Origin of the sequence: Nonomuraea sp. NPDC049028 (assembly GCF_043197735.1) — a bacterium.
GTDB lineage: Bacteria > Actinomycetota > Actinomycetes > Streptosporangiales > Streptosporangiaceae > Nonomuraea.
The window spans coordinates 584,087-602,622 of sequence record NZ_JBICTR010000006.1 but is presented as its reverse complement, the minus strand read 5'-3'; the positions used below and the strand labels follow the sequence as shown (position 1 = coordinate 602,622).

Genomic DNA, 18,536 nt, shown 5'->3' with positions numbered 1-18,536 from the left:
GATGCGCGTGTGGTCGGGACACCCGAGGTCGAGCGCGGCACCGGTGTCCCCGCGCACGTGCAGATCGAGCGGTGGCTGCTGGAGTCCATCGGCAGCGGCGAGATGGAGCCCGGCGACCGGCTCCCGGGCGAGCGGGAGCTGTCGGCGCGCCTGGGCGTGAGCCGGATGACGCTCAGGCAGGCGCTGGCGACGCTGGAGCACGACGGCGTCCTGGTCAGGACGCCGGGCAGGTCGGGCGGCGCGTTCGTCGCCGATCCGCGCGTCGAGTGCGATCTGACGGGGCTGGCGGGGTTCACCGAGCAGATGCGGCGCGCTCACCTCCAGGCCGAGGCCAGAGTGCTGGTCGCCACGACCGTCCCCGCGCCCCGCTCCGTCGCCGCCGCCCTGGAGCTCGCCGTGGGCGAGCCGGTGCACCACGTCGCCCGGGTACGCTCGGCCGGGCAGTCGCCGGTGGCCCTCGAACGCTCCTTCTTCCCCGCGCTGCCCGGCTTCCTGGAGCAGGATCTCGACGGGTCGCTCTACGCCCTGCTGGCCACCCGCTACGACCTGGAGCCGCGCACCGCCGTCGAGCACCTCGACCCGGTCATCGCCAGGTCCGACGAGGCCGCCGAGCTGGGCGTCGAGCCGGGCACGCCGCTCATGCTGATCGAGCGCACCGCCTACGCGGCGGCCGGGGAGCCGGTGGAGTTCGCCCGCGACCTGTTCCGCTCCGACCGGGTGCGCATCTCGGTCCGCAGCGGCCTCAGCGCACCCTCGGTCGGCAGCGGCGTCAGCGCACCCGCTCCCCCGCCGGGTCGAAGAGCGGGTCACTGACGACGGTCCCGGTCACCCAGGCGCCCTCCACCTCGACCTCGACCTTGACGCCCGGCCCCACCGGCAGATACGCGTAGGCGATCGGCGAGCCGACCGTGTAGCCGTGGCCGCCCGAGGTGATCCGGGCCACGACCTGGCCGTCCAGGCGCACCGGCTCGTTGCCGAGCGCGATCGCCCCCGGCTCCAGGGTCAGGCAGCGCAGCCGGCGCTCGGGGTGGGGGTCGAGCGCGTCCTTGCCGAGAAAGTCCTTGTCGAGCTTGACGCAGAAGCCCAGCCCCGCCTCGTACGGCGTGGTCTCGGGCCCGATGTCGGCGCCCCAGACGCGGTAGCCCTTCTCCAGGCGCAGGCTGTCGATGGCCCGGTAGCCGCCGGCCCGCAGCCCGTACGGCTGCCCGGCCGCCCACAGCGCCTGCCAGAGCGCCAGGCCGTACTCGCTGGAGGAGTACAGCTCCCAGCCCAGCTCCCCCACGAACGTCACCCGCAGCGCCAGCACCGGCACGTCGCCCACGGTCAGCTCCCGCGCCGACATGAACGGGAAGCCGAGCGGGTCGGGCGTGAGCGTCCCGAGGATGTCGCGGGCGCGCGGCCCCCACAGGGCGAAGCAGGCGTACTGGCCGGTCACGTCGGCGATCCGGACGTCGGCGCCCCTGAGCGCGGCCTGCTTGCGCAGCCAGCCCATGTCGTGCGAGCCGAACGCGGTGCCGGTCACGATGAGGAACTCGTCCTCGGCCCTCCTGGTGACGGTGAAGTCGCACTCGATGCCCCCGCGCCGGTTGAGCGCCTGCGTGTACGTCACCGCGCCCACCTGGCGGGCGACGCGGTTGTCGCAGACCCATTCGAGCAGGTCGGCGGCGTCCGGCCCGGCGACCTGGATCTTGGCGAAGGAGGTCTCGTCGAACAAGCCCGCCGTCTCCCGCACGGCCCGGTGTTCGACCCCGATCGCGGGCGACCACAGCCGCCCGGCCCACCCCTGGGGCCGCTCGTCACCAGTACTGTCCCGTTCGTTCGACCGGTAGTAGTTGACCCGCTCCCAGCCCGCCTTCTCGCCGAACTCGGCGCCGTGCGCGGCGTGCCAGCCGTACGCCGGGGAGACCTTGAGCGGGCGACCCGCCGAGCGCTCGTGGCCGGGGTAGCGGATGTCGTAGTAGGTCTCGTAGTTCTCGACCGCGCGGGCGAGGGTGTAGGACGGGGAGCGGTACTGGCGGCCGAAGCGGCGGATGTCCATGTGCCAGACGTCCATGGCGGGCTCGCCCTCGACGATCCACTCGGCCATCACCCTGCCGATGCCGCCGGCGCCCGCGATGCCGTGCGCGCAGAACCCGGCCGCCACGAAGAACCCGCCGACCTCTGTCTCGCCCAGGCAGAACTCGTTGTCGGGGGTGAACGCCTCCGGGCCGTTGATCATCTTGCGGATGCCCACGTCGGCCATGGCCGGGACCCGGATCCGCGAATTCTCCGAAATTTCGGTGAATCGGTCCCAATCTTCCGCCAGCAGGCGGCCGTTGAAGTCGGCCGGGATGGCGTCGTACGAGGTCTCGTCCGCCGTCCAGGGCGCGCAGGTGCGCTCGTAGCCGCCCATGACCAGGCCCTGCACCTCCTGCCGGTAGTAGACGAGCAGGTCGGGGTCGCGCAGCGTCGGCAGGCCGGTGTGCTCGTGGAAGGCGTCGGTGACCACGTATTGGTGCGACATCGGCACGATCGGGATCCGCACCCCGGCCATCCGGCCGATCTCGGCGGCGAACATGCCGCCGCAGTTGACGACCACCTCGCAGTCGATGTCGCCCTGGTCGGTGCGTACGCGCGTGACCCGGCCGCGTTCCGTGTCGATGCCGAGCACGCGGGTCCTGGTCCTGACGCGGGCGCCGCCCTCGCGGGCCTTCGTGGCCAGCGCGTAGCAGAGCGCGGAGGGGTCGATCTGCCCGTCGGTGGGCAGGTACGCCGCGCCGACGACGCCCGAGGGGTCCATCAGCGGGAACAGCTCGACCGCCTCGGCGACGGAGATCTCCTCCAGCGGCAGGCCGAACGTGCGGGCCCAGCCGATCTGGCGGCGGATCTCGGCCATCCGCTCCGGCGTACCGGCCAGCTTGATGCCGCCGCACTCCGTCCAGCCGGCGTCGAGCGTGCGGTAGAGCTCCACCGAGTACTGGTTCATCCTGGTCAGCGTGGGGTCGGCGCGCAGCTGGCCGACGAGCCCCGCGGAGTGGAAGGTCGAGCCGCTGGTCAGCTCGTCGCGGTCCAGCAGGAGGACGTCGCGTTCGCCGAGCTGGGTCAGGTGGTAGGCGACGGACGCGCCGCCCACGCCGCCGCCGATGATCACGATGCGGGCCGAGTCGCTCATGCGGGCGAGGCTACACTAAAAGGTCTAGACCGTTTAGGGGGTGACGGCGCTAGCATCGACCATGACCGAGATCCTCGACCGCATCCCCCTGCTGTCCGGCGTGCCGCGTTCCGTCGAGGAGTTGCCCGGCGGGCTGACCAACCACAACTACAAGGTGACCGTTCCCGGCGGGGCCTATGTGGCACGGGTGACGGCCAGCGAGGGATCGCTGCTGGCGATCGACCGGGACGTCGAGCACTCCTGCTCGCTGGCCGCCGCGCGGATCGGGGTGGGGGCGCCGGTGCACGACTATCTGCCGGAGCTCGGGGTGCTGATCGTGGGTTTCCTGCCGGGCCGGACGTTCACGGAGGCCGATCTGCGCGATCCGGCGAACCTGCGGCGGCTGGCCGAGGTGTGCGGGCGGCTGCACGCGGGGCCCCGGTTCGAGCGGGACTTCGACATGTTCGAGATTCAGCGGGGGTATCTGGAGATCGTCCAGAGCCGCGGATACCGCCTTCCGGCGAAATATCTCGACTTCATGCCCGAGGTTGAGCGGATCCGGAAATGTCTGGATATCCGGGATGTGGGGCGGGTGCCGTGTCACAACGACCTCCTGCCCGGCAACATCATCGACGACGGCGAGCGGCTCTGGCTGATCGACTACGAGTACGCCGGCAACAACGACCCCTGCTTCGAGCTGGGCAACATCTGGAGCGAGTCGGACCTGTCCCTGGACCTGCTGGACGAGCTCGTCACCGCCTACTACGGCCGCCGCCTGCGCCACAAGATCGCGCGGGCGCGGCTGCTCGGGCTCATGTCCAAGTACGGCTGGACGCTGTGGGCCTCGATCCAGGACGGTGCCAACCAGAGCATCGACTTCGACTTCTGGTCGTGGGGCATGGAGAAGTACGAGCGGGCGGTCGCCGAGTTCACCGGATCCGATCTGCCCCGCCTCATGGACGAGGCGGCCCGGGCAGACTAGAAACATGTTCGCCGCACTGACAGGGCTCGGACTGTCCACCGCCGCCGGCCTGAACGCCTACATCCCGCTCCTCGTGGTGGGCATCCTGGCCAACTTCACCGACCGGGTGAAGCTGCCCGACGGCTACTCGTGGCCGTCCAACTGGGGCGTGCTCGCCATCATCGCGGTGCTGCTGGTCGCGGAGATGGTGCTCGACAAGATCCCGGCCGTCGACAGCATCAACGACACCATCCAGACCGCGGTACGACCGGCGGCCGGCGGTGTGGTCTTCAGCGCCACGAACGCGGCGTCGGAGCTGGACCACTCGACCTGGATGACCGAGCACCCGTGGGCGGGCTGGCTGCTGGGCATCCTGCTGGCGCTGGCCGTACACGCGCTGAAGGCGACGGCCCGTCCGATGATCAACGTGGGGACGGGCGGCGTGGGCGCGCCCGTCGCCAGCACGGTGGAGGACGTCGGGTCGCTCGGTATGAGCCTGATCGCGGTGTTCCTGCCCCTGCTGGTCATCGTCGCGCTGCTGGCGCTGGCCCTGCTCGCCTGGTGGACGATCAGGAGGGTACGCCGCTACCGCGCCGCCCGCCGGGCCAGACGGACGTCAGGAAGCCCGTAGCGGTCAGAAGGCCGCAACCAGCGGCGCGGGACGGATCAGGAGGTCCGTAACAAGTGGCGCAGGACGGATCAAGAGGTCCGTAACCAGCGACGCAGGACGAGGAGGAACTCGCCGGGGCGCTCCTCGTGCAGCCGGTGGCTGGAGCCCTCCCAGCACACCACCTTCGAGGCCGGATGCTTGCAGAGCCCCGACTCCCAGGCCGCGCGTTCCGGGTCGGACCAGATCGACAGCACCGGGCACTCCCTGCGGGCCAGGTAGTCGTCGCTCGCCGGTCGCATCCCGAGCGCGTCGGGCTCCGTGAACATGGCCTCGAACGCCTGGAGCAGCACGTGCGGCGCCATGCCGTACAGCCGGCGCTTGTGCCAGCGCCTGATGACGGCCGGGGTGGCGGCGTTGGTGCACCACTCGTCGAGCCGCTCGGCGGCGGCGTGCGCGTGCGGGCCGCGCAGCGCGGCGACCGTCTCCGGGAAGGTCCGCGCGACGTCCGCCGTGATGCCGTAGCCGGGATCGAGGGCGACCAGTTTGCATACCTTGTCCGGATGCTCGACGGCCAGGATGGAGACGACCTGCCCGCCCATGGAGTGGCCGATCGCGATCACCTCGGGGATGGCGAGCCGGTCCAGCAGCGCGGCGAGGTCGGCGGCCATCTCGCGCGGCGTGTTGCCCTCGTCGGGCACGGAGGAGTAGCCGTGCCCGCGCAGGTCCACCGCGATCACCCGGTGTTTGCCGGCGAGCGCGTCGATGTGCCAGGACCACTGGTGGGAGTCCGTACCCCAGCCGTGGACGAGCAGCAGCGGCGGCCCGTCTCCCTTCCCGTCGTCGGTGTAAAAAAGCCGAATATTCTGCCCTAAATCGGCATAAGGCATCTTTTACCCCACCCGCTCCTTGATCGTGGCGCAGACCCGCTCCTCGGCCTCCTTGGCGACGGGCAGCATGGCGCCCAGCCCGAAGGACCCGTGGAACATCCCGGCATAACGCACGCTCAGCGTGTCCACCCCGGCCGCGCGCAGCCGCTCCGCGTACGCCTCCCCCTCGTCCCGGAGCGGATCGTGCTCCGCCGTGATCACCAGCGCGGGCGGCAGCCCGCTCACGTCCGCGTTGATCGGCGAGCTGTACGGCTCGGCGCGCCTCGCGTGGTCGGGCTGGTAGCAGTCCCAGTACCACCGCATGTGCGCCGCGGTCAGGAAATATCCCTCAGCGTTCTCCGCGTGCGAGGGCGCGTCCTGGGCGGCGTCGGTGACGGGATAGACCAGCACCTGCAGCGCGATCGGCGGCCCGCCCTCGTCCCTGGCCTTCAGGCACGTCACGGTCGCCAGGTTCCCGCCCGCGCTGTCACCGGCGACCACCAGCCTGCCGGGATCCGCGCCCAGCTCGCGGGCGTGCTCGTACACCCAGCGGGTCGCGGCGTAGGCGTCCTCGACGGCGGCCGGATACGGATGCTCCGGCGCCAGCCGGTAGTCGACGGACACCACGATCACGTCGGCGTCCGTGCAGATCAGTCGGCAGACGGGGTCGTGGGTGTCCAGGGTGCAGAGCGTGAACCCGCCACCGTGGAAGTACACGACCACCGGCCGCGTCTCTCGCTCCGTCGGTGGCCAGTAGACGCGCACGGGCAGGTCGCCCGCCATGCGGTTCTCCACCCGGCCCACCTTGTACGGCTCCGCCTCCGGCTGGGGCATCTCGGCCAGGATCCGCCGAGCCTCGGCGGCGTCCGTCACCTCGGTGCCCACCTTGGGGAAGACGGCCGTCATCACGTCGATGACCGCCCTGGTGACCTCGTCGATCGCCATCGTTCACTCAACCTCCGTCCGCGGGGGGCATGGTGGTCTCGCCCGCCGTCCGCGGGAGCATGGCGGTCTCGCCCGCCGTCCAGCCGCCGTCCACCGCCAACTCGGCGCCCGTGACGTACGAGGCGGCGTCGGACAGCAGGAACGCGATGGCCTCCGCCACCTCCTCGGGCTCACCGCACCGCCCGGCCGCGGCCAGCGGGAACGCGCCCTCGCCCGAAACCGCGCCGTGCCGGAGCGTCATGGGGGTGACGATCATTCCGGGATGTACGGAGTTGACCCTGATCCGGTGAGGGGCGTACTCGATCGCGGCGATCTTGGTGAGGCCGCGGACGCCCCATTTGGACGCACCGTAGCCGCCGGTGCCGGGAAGCGCCGTCAGCCCGGCCGCCGACGACAGGTTCACGATCGAGCCACCGCCTGACGCGCGCATCGGCGCGACCACGGACTTGAGCCCGAGGAAGACGCCGACGAGGTTCACCTTGAGCACGCGCTCGAAGTCGTCGAGCGTGTACTGCTCCAGGAGCGCCGAGCGGGCGATGCCCGCGTTGTTGACCAGCCCGTCGATCCGACCGTATTCGTCGAGGACCTCCTCGACCACATCAGCCCACTGATCCTCTTTGGTCACGTCGTGCGGGATAAATCGTGATTCGAGGTCTTTCGCGGTGGCGGTGCCGTCCTCCACCAGGACATCGGTGATCACGACGCTCGCCCCCGCCGCGACGCAGCGGCGGGCCGTCGCGGCCCCCATGCCCCTGGCGCCGCCGGTGATGAGCACTACCTTGCCGTCAAGCATGCGTGGCTCCTTCGCGGTAGGTGAACTGAATCACGCACCGGCGACAACAATCAAGAGCTTGCTTGGTAATGCAGAGGCCGCAGGGAGCGGTCGTTGGCGTGACCGAGGCGGCGTTCGAGTTCGGCGCGGTTGTGGCCGGAGGCTTCGGAGAGCCGGTAGCCGAAGGTGTGGCGCAGGTCGCGGGGGCGGAGGGCGCCGATCGAAGATGCCGCGAGGAACAGCGCCTGGCTGCGCTCGTCGATGTCGCCAGGCCGTTCGGCGTCGAGGCAGTCGGCGACAGCGTGGCGGGCGTCGCGGCCGAGGAACACCGTCCGGCTGGTGCGTCCTTTGCCGCGTACGCTGGTCAGCTTGGCTTTTGGCTTGCCGTAGTTCGGCAGGGTCGGCGGGGTGAAGCTGATCCAGATCGAGGCCGACGACTTCGGCGCGGCGCAGCGCGGTCCCGAGGATGAGGTGCACAATTGCCCGGTCCCGCAGCGGCCGGGCATGCCGGTGCACGGCGGGGGCGTGCAGGGTGATCCAGGAGAACAGCGCCGACAAATGGGCGAGGTGACTGTTTCCTGAAATGATCTGAGCTTGTCGTAGGTGCAGGGTTGTTCTTCTGAAAGGTGGCGTATGAAGCCGCTGCGGGCGGGTGATCCACGCCAGATGGGGCCATACCAGCTGCAGGGGCGGCTGGGCGGCGGCGGCATGGGGCAGGTGTTCTTAGGCCGTTCCCGGGGCGGCCGGTCGGTCGCGGTGAAGGTCGTGCGGCCAGAGCTGGCCGACGATGCGGGGTTTCGGCGTCGGTTCGCGATCGAGGTGGAGGCTGCTCGGCGAGTCGGTGGGTTCTACACCGCGCAGGTGGTGGATGCCAACACCGACGCCGATCCGCCGTGGATGGCCACCGCCTATATTCCCGGCCCGTCTCTGCATGATGCCGTCACCACGCGCGGGCCGCTGCCGCCCACGGCGGTCGGTGTGCTCGGGGCTGGCCTGGCCGAGGGCCTGGCCGCGATCCAGGACTGCAAACTCGTGCACCGTGACCTGAAACCCGGCAACGTGATCCTGGCCGCCGACGGTCCCCGGGTCATCGACTTCGGGATCGCCCGTGCGTTGGATTCCACCTCCTACACCGCCACAGGGGTCGTGATCGGCACGCCGGCGTTCATGTCCCCCGAACAGGTCCACGGCGACGAGGTCGGCCTTGCCAGCGATGTGTTCTCCTTGGGGGCGGTGCTGGTGTTCGCCGCCACCGGCCGGGGTCCGTTCGGCGATGGCCACCACCGTGCGATCATGAATCGCATCGTTCATGACGATGCGGATCTGACTGGGCTGCCGCCGGGCTTGGTCGACCTGGTGGGCGCCTGCCTGAGCAAGGCTCCCGAGAATCGGCCCGGTCTCACCGATCTGCTCGATCGGCTGGCCGCGTCGGCCCAGGACGCCACGCGATGGCTCCCGCCCCAAGTCACCGAGATGATCACTCAGCTCGAAACGACGGCGCTCCAACGGCGGCCGGAAACCAACGGTGCCTTCGAGATGTCCTGGACCGGCGAGGAGCCGCCGTCCACCTACGCCGAAGCGGGCAGCGAACCGGCGGAGTACTCAATGGTCTTGCCGGTGATCTTGTTGCTGGTGGGGGCAGCGGGCGCCTTGATTTCCTGGTGGCTGGACCCCAGCGTGTTCAGCGTTGACGCCCATCCGGGCGTCAACGGCATCCCCGCCTTCCTCGGAGCCATCAGCGGCGGTCTCGGGCTCATCGGTGCCCTCGTGGTCATCAAAGGGAACGGAGACAGGCGCCGGGAGATGAGTGCCACGCGACCGTACCCGCATCGAACGAGCTGGTCCTTGCACGTCGGCCCGAACTACATCGTCACCACCGGAGCTACCGGACGTCGCGAGTTCACCTGGGACCAGATCCGTCGCGTCACCATCGAGCAGATCAAGGGTGCAGGACCGGACCGGTACACCGGTATCCACCTGTACATCAAGGGGGGTGCCAGACAACTGCCACCCCCGCTGCCGGCGGGATGGCCCTACCCGGCCCCAACCAGCATCAAGCCGTACTCGACACACCTCGTCGACGCCGTGGTCGCGTTGTGTATGCCGATCTGCGTGCTCGGGCCGATGACGCACGAACAGCGGACCGAACTGACGCAGGCTCTCGCACAATTCGGCGGCCGACGCTGGCAACCACACGGAGGTGAGCGGTGGAGCGCGGAGAGCTGATCGCGGGCAGATACGAGTTGGTCAAGCGGCTCGGCCGTGGCGGCATGGGCGAGGTGTGGGCCGCGCGGGACCGTACCCTCCGCCGCGACCTCGGCGAACCAGGACCGGCTGGTCAGGATGCGCTGGTAGTACTCTCCACTGCTGCCTCGGCGACACCGACGATCACGCCACTACCGAAGCTCTCGCCGCCATCACCCGCATCACCAGCGGGAACTTCCGCCTCACCGTCCGCCTGGTCGGCCAGATCGAACGCGTCCTGAAAATCAACAGCATGTCCACCGTCACCAAAACAGCCTGCGTCGCTCCGTGGAGCCTGCTTGGGGAGCCTGCTTGGCCACGCACCCGCCCCGCGCTCGCACTATCCTCTAAGCAGCGACCGTTCAGCGGTCAGCAGCCAGCACTCGACAGTCAGCAGGAGGTGGGGACGATCGCCGAGGTCCTTCTCATCATCCTGGCGATCCTGTGCTTCCTCGGCCTGGTGGCCGGCGTCGGCATCTACTTCCTGGTCAAGCTGGGCCAGAAGGCGGCGATCAAGGCCAAGCAGGCGGCGACCCAGCTGACCACGCACGTCAACGCCATGGGCGCCGGCGACGCCGGGGAGGTCGAACGCCTCCGCCTCGACCTGCGCCGCGAGGTCTCGATCACCCGCCAGGCCGTCGAACACGCCCAACGCCAGGGCTGGGGCCTCGGCGACCTCCCTCAGCTCCTGGCCGACCTGTCCGCGCAGGCCGACGTACACGACGGGCAACTCGCCATGTACGCCCAGCAACGCCGCGCCTCGCCGTACGTCGACCACGTCACGCTCAATCGCCTACGCGAGCACCAGGCCAAGCTGACCGCCATGTGCGCCCGCATCCGCGCCGACCTCCTCGGCGACCAGCTCCAGCACGCCTCGGCCGGAATCGACGACCTCCACTCCCGCACGGAGCTGGAGATCGAGGCCCGCCGCCGCCCCCCGGACCCGCTCGACGAGATCGACGATCTTTATCGCAAGACCATGCGGGAGCGCAAAGACCTCTCCTGACGGTTACGTGGCGTGGCATGATGACGCCACCCAGTGAGCTGTCGCTAGGAGGCTGGCGCGATGACCACGGCGCTTCCCGAGTGGTTCTACCCCGGCCCCTCCGGCGGGTGGACCGCCGACATGCTCGATCACCTGCCCCCTGACACGCCCAAGCACGTCGAGCTGATCGATGGGTCGCTCATCTTCAGGCCCCCGCAAACGGGCTTCCACATGCTCGTCATAAGCCTGCTCACTGACCGCGCTCTGGGGATAAGCACCCCGCCCGATCTCATGGTCGCCCGTGAGATGACGGTGACGCTGGGCATGCGGCAGCGTCCCGAACCCGACATTCTCCTCGTCAAGCGGTCCGCGCTGACCACCCTCGCCGTTACGTCCTTCAGCCCGGAGGACGTCCATCTGGTCATCGAGGTCGTTTCTGACGAGTCGAGAGAACGCGACCGGACGACCAAGCCCCTCAAATACGCTGCTGCCGGCATCAGGCACTTCTGGCGCGTGGAAATGGAAGCAGACGGCAAGCCCATCGTCTACACCTTCGAGCTCGAGCCGGCGGTCCGGACCTATGTGGCCACCGGTATCCATCGCGGCCACCTGAAGGCCGACATCGGTTTCCCCGTGGACATCGACCTCGATCTGAGCAAGTTCATCAGCTGACCCAGCGCCATCAGCTGCGAGGTGAGCTCCCAACGGGGGTGGGCGCCCTGCCGGGGTAGGCGCCCCGCTGACGTTCAGCCGCATCTCTGCCAAGCGGGCGGCGATTATTCGATTGCGCCCCCAGAGCGGGCTCGGCATACTCGATCAGGCTGATCGCAAGGCGTACGTGGAAGGAGGTCGAGACCGTGATGACGATGACTGTTCGCGTGCCGTTTTCCGCGTCCTCTGACCTCCCCACCGGGATCTCGCCAAGCTGATCGCTGCGCCGGTGGGCCTCATTTCTGGAGAAATCCCACCGTGCCCAAGCACTCCTCGCCCCGCCGCCGGGGCAAGTACGCCCTCGACGCCGACGATCTCGAATGGCTCGACAGCGCCCCCGTCGACGACGGACCACCCACTGGCGACCGCTGGTCGACCTGGGACCAGAGCACGCCCACCGAGCGTGGCCCGAAGCCGCACCCGGACTGGCTCGTCACCGAGCTCGCCGCCGTGGACACCGAGCTGGGCATCCTCAAAACCGGCAAGGAAGCCGACGTCCACCTGCTCTCCCGCGGCGTGCCGGACACGGACCGGGTCTGCCTGTTGGCCGCCAAGCGCTACCGCTCAGCGGAACACCGCTTGTTCCACCGGGACGCCGGTTACCTGGAAGGCCGCAGCACCCGCGAAAGCCGCATGAACCGGGCCATGGCCAACCGCACCGCCTTCGGCAAACAGCTCATCGCCGGGCAGTGGGCCGCGGCCGAGTTCGGCGCCCTGTGTCGCTTGACCGAGCTCGGCCTACCGGTGCCTTATCCGGTCCAGATCGTCGGCACCGAGATCCTTCAAGAGTTCGTCGGCACCCCGGACGGCTACGCGGCACCCCGGCTCGCCAACGTCTCGGACGATCTGGACGACCTATGGGCCCAACTGGTCGAGGCGCTGGTCGTCCTGGCCAGAGAGGGCCTGGCCCACGGCGACCTGTCGGCGTACAACCTGCTGGTTCACGAGGGCAGGCTGGTCATCATCGACCTCCCCCAGATCGTCGACGTGATCTCCCACCCCACGGGGCCCCACTTCCTCGACCGGGACGCCCGCAACGTGGCCACCTGGTTCGCCGCGAAGGGCGTCGCGTCAGCAGACCCCGACGCCCTCTCCGCACTGCTCCAATCGGAGGCCGGAATGCTCTGACACCCGCCAGAGGGTAAGGGCCGGAGACGAAGGCGCAGCGATGCTAAAGCCCACTCTCCGGCCCTCTGTCACAGCGGCCGCAAAGCCCGCTCTCCGGCCGCTGTCACAGCGCTGCGGCAGTGGGCTTGGGCCGGGGCCTGGCGGCACGAGTCGGTGCCTGTCTCGATCATGTTGCCGCCAAGATCAGTCCGATCAGCCGACCCGGCGAAGCATGCTTGAGAAGGCGGTCCGAACGCAGCGAGGGCCTTCAGGGGGCGGGCGTCAGCCCGCCTGGGAGGACGTCCGGAGCGAAGCGGAGGCCCATTGTGGACGGGCGGGCATCAGACGGCCAACCACCGAATCGGGTGACGGGCGGGGAGAAAGTACGTCCGGAGCGAAGCGGACGCCCTTTCTCCGATCGGCTACTGGACCCCCGCCTCCCGCATGTCCCGCAGCTCCCGCTTGAGCTCCTTGATCTCGTCGCGTAGCCGAGCGGCCACCTCGAACTGCAGGTCGGCCGCCGACTGGTGCATCTGCTCGGTCAGCGACTCGATCAACGACTCCATCTGTGCCCGGGGCATCTCCCCCGCGATGGTCTTGGCGTGCTGCCCGGCCTGGCGGGCGGCGAACCCGGGCACGGGCGCCTTGCCGCGCGACTGCTGGCGACCGCCGCCGAGGAGGCGGTCGGTGTCGGCGTCCTCGCGCTGCAACGAGTCGAGGATGTCGGCGATCTTCTTGCGGAGTGGCTGCGGGTCGATGCCGTTGGCCTGGTTGTAGGCGATCTGCTTGGCCCGCCGCCGGTTGGTCTCGTCGATGGCCCGCTCCATCGACGGGGTGACCTTGTCGGCGTACATGTGGACCTGTCCAGAGACGTTACGGGCGGCCCGGCCGATGGTCTGGATCAGGGAGGTCTCCGAGCGGAGGAAGCCTTCCTTGTCGGCGTCGAGGATGGCCACCAGCGACACCTCGGGCAGGTCGAGGCCCTCGCGCAGGAGGTTGATGCCGACCAGCACGTCGTATTCGCCGGAGCGCAGCTCGCGCAGCAGCTCGATGCGGCGCAGCGTGTCGACCTCGCTGTGCAGGTAGCGGACCCGGATGCCCAGCTCGAGCAGGTAGTCGGTGAGGTCTTCCGACATCTTCTTGGTCAGCGTGGTGACCAGGACCCGCTCGTCGCGGTCGGCGCGCTCGCGGATCTCGTGGACCAGGTCGTCGATCTGCCCCTTGGTGGGCTTGACGATCACCTCGGGGTCGACCAGCCCGGTCGGCCGGATGACCTGCTCGACCACGTCGCCCTTGACCCGGCCCAGCTCGTAGGAGCCGGGCGTGGCCGACAGGTAGACGGTCTGGCCGATGCGCTCCAGGAACTCCTCCCACTTCAGCGGCCGGTTGTCGAGCGCCGACGGCAGGCGGAAGCCGTGGTCGACCAGGGTGCGCTTGCGGGAGGCGTCGCCCTCGTACATGGCGCCGATCTGCGGCACGGTCTGGTGGGACTCGTCGAGGACCAGCAGGAAGTCTTCCGGGAAGTAGTCGAGCAGCGTGTTGGGGGCGCTGCCCGCCTCGCGGCCGTCCATGTGGCGCGAGTAGTTTTCGATACCGGAGCAGGTGCCGATCTGGCGCATCATCTCGATGTCGTAGGTGGTGCGCATGCGCAGCCGCTGCGCCTCCAGCAGTTTGCCCTGCCGCTCCAGCTCCGACAGCCGCTCGGCCAGCTCCGCCTCGATGCCGTTGACGGCCATCGCCATCCGCGCCTCGCCGGCGACGTAGTGGGAGGCGGGGAAGATGTAGAGCTCCTCGTCCTCGGTGATGACCTCGCCGGTCAGCGGGTGCATGGTGGAGAGCTTCTCGATCTCGTCGCCGAACATCTCGATGCGTACGGCCAGCTCTTCGTACTTCGGGATGATCTCGATCGTGTCGCCGCGCACCCGGAAGGTGCCCCGCGTGAAGGCGAGGTCGTTGCGGGTGTACTGCATGTCGACCAGGCGGCGCAGCAGCTGGTCGCGGTCGACGTCCATGCCGACGCGGAGCCTGGCCATGCGGTCGACGTATTCCTGCGGCGTGCCCAGGCCGTAGATGCAGGACACGGAGGCCACCACGATCGTGTCGCGGCGGGTCAGCAGCGAGTTGGTCGCCGAGTGACGCAACCGCTCGACCTCGTCGTTGATCGAGGAGTCCTTCTCGATGTACGTGTCGCTCTGCGGGACGTACGCCTCAGGCTGGTAGTAATCGTAATAAGAGACGAAATATTCAACCGCGTTGTTGGGCAGCATCTCCCGCAGCTCGTTGGCGAACTGCGCGGCGAGCGTCTTGTTGGGCTGCATGACCAGCGCGGGCCGCTGCAGCCGCTCGATCAGCCAGGCGATCGAGGCCGTCTTGCCGGTGCCCGTGGCGCCCAGCAGGACGTTGTCCTTCTCCCCGGCCTTGACGCGGCGCTCCAGCTCGGCGATGGCCGTCGGCTGGTCGCCGGAGGGAGTCATCTCGGTGACGACCTCGAAGGGCGCCACCTTCCGCTGCAAATCAGTGACCGGTCGCATGCTGCCCACTTTAGGCGGCGCCACTGACAGAAACCGTCACCTGGTCACCATTCGCCGATCCGTGGAAACGGGGTGGTGGAGAAGACGACCTCGACCGGCAGCTGCCTATCTTCTCAGCCGATGCGTTGCCGTGCTCGGTCACGGCGCAGACGTGCTGTACGTGAAAACGCTTCCTCACTATGGTGATCCACTTATGAGGGGAATACTTGCGATATTTGCGGTCCTGCTGTTGACGGGGTGCTCGACGGAGGAGCCGAAGGACTGGCTGCTCAAGGATCCGAGCCGCTGGCCACTGGCGGCGTTGCCGGGTTCGGCGTCCAGGTCGGGGATGCCGGACGGGGCGGACAAGGTGCTGGCACGGATCCAGGTCGCGAAGTACGACATGGTCCCCTGGATCCACAGCAAGGGCGTGTGCGGGCTCGCCGACCAGGGGTCCTCCAGCGTCACCTTCAACATGAGCCAAGATCTGACGAAGTCCGAGGGGAACGTCACCACAGCGGAGGCGGGTTTCGCGGGGCCCAAGGAACTCATGGCCGGAACCAGCTCGGAGAGCACGGTGACGCTGTGGTGCACCCCCACCCGGATGTTCGTCACCGTCGACGCCAAGGACCTCGGAAAGGTGCGGATCTACGGGAACGCGGCGGCCAAGAAGACCAGCGGAAAGCTGACGGTCGTGGTCGGCACGCCGGAGGCGGTCAAGCAGTCACTCCCCGACGCGACCATGATCGGTCGCTAGCCCCGTTTCCGCATGTGAGCGCCGAGCACCTCACCCCCGCGCACGCCCTGGAGCGCACCTCCCCCTTGCAAGCGAATCGAAAGTGACACCCGATACGGTCGAATCCGCCCGTAGCGGAAGAGGAAGGTGCAATGTCACGACCCAGAGAGGCGTTGATCCAGGCAGGTCAGGGCATAGCCCAGGCGGTCGTTCAAGGCGGTGATGTCCGTCAAGCCGTCGGCCAGGCGGTGGACCAGGCGGGCCAGCTGGCCGGTCAGGTCCAGGTTCAGGGCTTCGCGCTCAACCCGTACGACTTCGCGGCGGCCCGTGACGGCGGCGTGTCGGTGGGCACGCTGATCGAGGCCCGGTCCGCGTCCCTGAACGAGGCCGGCGAGATCATCAACCGCAGCTTCGCCGAGAACGGCATGCACGTGATCTCGCCGGTGGTGATCCCCAAGGGGACCACCGCGAAGGTGGTCGTGCCGCTGGGCATCCTGGTGGTGCTCGGCCTGATCGGCGCGCTCGGCAACGTCATCCCCCGAACCGATGTGTTCTTCGGCCCGCACTATTGGATCGTCCTGGTCCTGGCGGCCGCCTTCCTGTGGTGGCGGCGCAGCGTGGTGATGGTGCCCGAGGGCTGCAAGGCGCTGATCACCAAGTTCGGCAAATTGGTGCAGATCGCCGACCCCGGCCGGGTGACGCTGTTCAACCCGTGGAAGCGGGTCAGCTACATCGTCAACACCACCCGTGAATACCCGTTCAACGCCCCCATCAGCGAGGCCCCCACGCAGCAGGGCGTCAAGGCGAGCGTCGACCTGTTCCTGCAGTTCAGGATCGAGAACCCGGCGGAGTTCATCTTCGTGCTCGGCTCGGTCAGCGGCTTCCAGTCCAAGCTGCAGAACGCCATCAGCGAAGTCACCCGCTCCCTCATCTACGCCCAGCGGGCCGAGGACATCTACGACCTGGTGGGCGAGAGCACGCTGGGCATGCTGGACAACCTCAACCAGCAGTTCCTGCCCGCCGTACGCCTCACCGACGTGAACATCACGCACGCCGAGCCGTCCAGCCAGGAGTACCGGATGGACCTGGCCGCCCCCGAGATGGTGCGGGTCGCCAAGGAGGCCTACACCTACGAGTACGAGCTGCAGCTGCGCAAGGAGCAGAACGAGGGCGACCTGATCAAGGAGCTGGCCGGACTGCAGGAGACGCTGAGCGCGATCCAGGCGGAGATCGCCGGCTACCAGGCGCGCATGGACACGGCGCTGGAGCGGGCTTCCCACCAGGCCAAGGCGCAGGCCAGGCAGCGCCTGGTCGAGGCGGAGTCCTCCGCCAACGCCAACTCGGCGCTGCTGGAGGCGCAGGCGCTCGACATCAGGGCGCTCAGCGCGGCCGAGGCGCCGGAGATCCTCGACTACCGCTTCCAGCAGGACCTGCTGGACAAGCTGGAGTCGGTCGCGACCCGGCTGCCGCAGGTGGTGCAGGTGGGCGAGCACACCGACATCGACTTCCTGGCGCTGGCCCAGCAACTGGTCGGCGGCAAGGGGGCGGCGCTGTTCTCGGCCGAGGACATGGCCGCCATCCGGGGCCGGCTGGCCGAGATCGGCGAGCGCGTGGCGGGCAGGGAGGCGGAGATCACCGCGCTGCTCAAGAAGGTCGCCGAAGAGGTGAGCGAGGCGCCCGAGCCCGCGCTCGCCGCCACGCTGCCGACCGTCGAGGGTGAGGTCCGATGAGCCGCGAGTTCTCGAAGATCAAGGAGTCGCTGGCCTCCTGGTCCGACATCCGCCAGCTGCTGCGCGGCGGCGAGCAGGGCCAGCTCGTACCCGTCGTGATCCCCAAGGACAGGCGCGGCTTCGCCTGGATGGCCCTGGTCTTCATCGCCGTCTACTTCGCCGGGATGGCGGTGATGGGCAACCTCGTCGTGACGGCCTCGCTGGGCGCGCTGTTCTTCCTCGCCGTCGCGCTGGTGTGGATGTGGCGCCGGGCGATCATCGAGATCGAGGAGGGCACCACCGGCGTACGCAGCCGCTGGGGCGCCATCACCGGCACGCTCCCGCCGGGCCGCCACTACCTGTGGCTGCCGTGGGACCGGGTGGACGCGGTCGTCGACACCTCCACCGAGATCCCGTACTCGGCGCCGATCGTGGCCTGCCCGACGGCGGAGAACGTACCGCTGAAGTCGATCGAGTTCTTCCTCAAGTTCCGCATCGTGGACCCGGTCGCGTTCGTCCGCACGATCGGCGCGGGCAACTTCGACCTGGTGCTGTCGAGCGCCGTACAGGACGCGATCAGGCAGCGCAGCCGCAAGGTCAACACCGAGCGCGCGTACGACCTGCGCGGCTCCGACGTCGGCGACATGCAGGAGGCGCTCAACCGCCAGCTCGGCCGCTACGGCGTGCGCATCACCGGCGCCAACATCCCCGACGTGCAGCTGCCCGACCAGTACCAGCAGCACCTGGCCACCCGCGAGAAGGTGGCCAAGGAGTTGTCGGCCTACGAGCGCGAGTGGGAGCTGACCCGCAAGCGCCGCATCGATACCCTGCTCATGGAGATCGAGCGCTCCAAGAAGACCCGTGACGCCCGCGTGGTCGAGGTCAAGGCCGCGCACAACACCGCGCGCAAGGACGTGGCGCGCATGCTGGAAGAGCAGGAGACGGAGGCGCAGCGGGTGCGCTGGGAGATCGAGGCCCGCGGCCGCGCCGAGCTGACCGCGGCCGAGAACGAGGCCAAGGCCCTGCGCAGGCTGGCCGACTCCTACCGCGACAACCGGGCCGTGCTGCAGTACGAGCTGGCTCGCAGGCGCCTGGACGTGGGCGCCAAACTGGCGGAGAACGCCCCGCAACCCCTGGTGGTCCGCACCCAGCAGGGATCCGGCGACTCCGCACTGTCGACCTTGCTCCTGGCCCAGTTGCTCCCCCGCTTCTCGGGCCATCACAACGGAGAGACCCCCGGGTCATAGGAG

The 18,536-nt window shown here is 69.0% G+C and carries 16 protein-coding genes; 10 read left to right on the top strand and 6 right to left on the bottom strand.

From position 1 onward, the window contains the following. Positions 1-9 precede the first annotated feature (9 nt). A complete protein-coding gene (locus ACGFJ2_RS26110) occupies positions 10-813 on the top strand; it encodes a GntR family transcriptional regulator (protein ID WP_357945664.1) in 804 nt (267 codons plus the stop codon). Here the strand turns inward: ACGFJ2_RS26110 and ACGFJ2_RS26105 are convergent. Beyond that, complete coding sequence (locus ACGFJ2_RS26105) at positions 770-3,151, bottom strand: FAD-dependent oxidoreductase (protein WP_393472341.1); 2,382 nt, start codon at positions 3,149-3,151, stop codon at positions 770-772. The two genes, ACGFJ2_RS26110 and ACGFJ2_RS26105, sit on opposite strands and share 44 nt — an antisense overlap. A gap of 61 nt (positions 3,152-3,212) precedes the next feature. Between ACGFJ2_RS26105 and ACGFJ2_RS26100 the strand changes: the two genes are divergently transcribed. Together ACGFJ2_RS26100 and ACGFJ2_RS26095 are read left to right on the top strand one after the other, a co-directional pair. Continuing rightward, entirely contained in the window at positions 3,213-4,112 is a 900-nt protein-coding gene (locus ACGFJ2_RS26100; RefSeq protein WP_393472337.1) for a phosphotransferase, read from the top strand. 4 nt (positions 4,113-4,116) lie between these two features. Next, entirely contained in the window at positions 4,117-4,722 is a 606-nt protein-coding gene (locus ACGFJ2_RS26095; RefSeq protein ID WP_393472333.1) for a DUF4126 domain-containing protein, read from the top strand. Between the two features lie 68 nt (positions 4,723-4,790). On the opposite strand, the gene ACGFJ2_RS26090 is transcribed toward ACGFJ2_RS26095, so the two are convergent. From ACGFJ2_RS26090 to ACGFJ2_RS26075, 4 genes are read right to left on the bottom strand one after another with little or no spacing between them, the layout of a single operon-like run. Continuing rightward, positions 4,791-5,588, bottom strand: a complete 798-nt coding sequence (locus ACGFJ2_RS26090; protein ID WP_358180932.1) for an alpha/beta hydrolase — start codon at positions 5,586-5,588, stop codon at positions 4,791-4,793. Between the two features lie 3 nt (positions 5,589-5,591). Further along, positions 5,592-6,512: an alpha/beta hydrolase gene (locus ACGFJ2_RS26085; protein ID WP_357945651.1), complete on the bottom strand. Its 921-nt coding sequence runs from the start codon at positions 6,510-6,512 to the stop codon at positions 5,592-5,594. Between the two features lie 7 nt (positions 6,513-6,519). Then, a complete protein-coding gene (locus ACGFJ2_RS26080; RefSeq protein WP_393472329.1) occupies positions 6,520-7,305 on the bottom strand; it encodes a glucose 1-dehydrogenase in 786 nt (261 codons plus the stop codon). Positions 7,306-7,355: 50 nt separating this feature from the next. After that, positions 7,356-7,763, bottom strand: a complete 408-nt coding sequence (locus tag ACGFJ2_RS26075) for a hypothetical protein (protein WP_393472326.1) — start codon at positions 7,761-7,763, stop codon at positions 7,356-7,358. A gap of 154 nt (positions 7,764-7,917) precedes the next feature. Here ACGFJ2_RS26075 and ACGFJ2_RS26070 point away from each other — a divergent pair, with 154 nt between their 5' ends. From ACGFJ2_RS26070 to ACGFJ2_RS26055, 4 genes are all read left to right on the top strand, one after another. Beyond that, on the top strand, positions 7,918-9,510 hold the full coding sequence (locus ACGFJ2_RS26070) for a serine/threonine-protein kinase (protein WP_393472323.1): 1,593 nt from the start codon (positions 7,918-7,920) through the stop codon (positions 9,508-9,510). 418 nt (positions 9,511-9,928) lie between these two features. Next, the gene (locus ACGFJ2_RS26065; RefSeq protein ID WP_393472320.1) at positions 9,929-10,534 is read left to right on the top strand and encodes a hypothetical protein; all 606 of its coding nucleotides are present in this window, start codon (positions 9,929-9,931) and stop codon (positions 10,532-10,534) included. A 120-nt stretch (positions 10,535-10,654) separates the two neighbouring features. Further along, a complete protein-coding gene (locus ACGFJ2_RS26060) occupies positions 10,655-11,185 on the top strand; it encodes a Uma2 family endonuclease (RefSeq protein ID WP_393472317.1) in 531 nt (176 codons plus the stop codon). A gap of 297 nt (positions 11,186-11,482) precedes the next feature. Beyond that, entirely contained in the window at positions 11,483-12,352 is an 870-nt protein-coding gene (locus ACGFJ2_RS26055; protein WP_393472314.1) for a serine protein kinase RIO, read from the top strand. Positions 12,353-12,753: 401 nt separating this feature from the next. Here the strand turns inward: ACGFJ2_RS26055 and uvrB are convergent, their stop codons facing one another. Continuing rightward, positions 12,754-14,862 carry an excinuclease ABC subunit UvrB gene (uvrB, locus tag ACGFJ2_RS26050; protein WP_357946355.1) on the bottom strand — a complete coding sequence of 703 codons (2,109 nt, stop codon included), beginning with the start codon at positions 14,860-14,862 and terminating at the stop codon, positions 12,754-12,756. 193 nt (positions 14,863-15,055) lie between these two features. Between uvrB and ACGFJ2_RS26045 the strand changes: the two genes are divergently transcribed. The 3 genes from ACGFJ2_RS26045 (at position 15,056) to ACGFJ2_RS26035 (ending at position 18,533) form a co-directional block, all read left to right on the top strand. Then, on the top strand, positions 15,056-15,598 hold the full coding sequence (locus tag ACGFJ2_RS26045) for a hypothetical protein (protein WP_393472311.1): 543 nt from the start codon (positions 15,056-15,058) through the stop codon (positions 15,596-15,598). A 131-nt stretch (positions 15,599-15,729) separates the two neighbouring features. Next, positions 15,730-17,307 carry an SPFH domain-containing protein gene (locus ACGFJ2_RS26040; protein WP_393472308.1) on the top strand — a complete coding sequence of 526 codons (1,578 nt, stop codon included), beginning with the start codon at positions 15,730-15,732 and terminating at the stop codon, positions 17,305-17,307. After that, a complete protein-coding gene (locus ACGFJ2_RS26035) occupies positions 17,304-18,533 on the top strand; it encodes an SPFH domain-containing protein (RefSeq protein ID WP_357945627.1) in 1,230 nt (409 codons plus the stop codon). The genes ACGFJ2_RS26040 and ACGFJ2_RS26035 overlap by 4 nt, the downstream gene beginning before the upstream one ends. Positions 18,534-18,536: the final 3 nt, after the last annotated feature.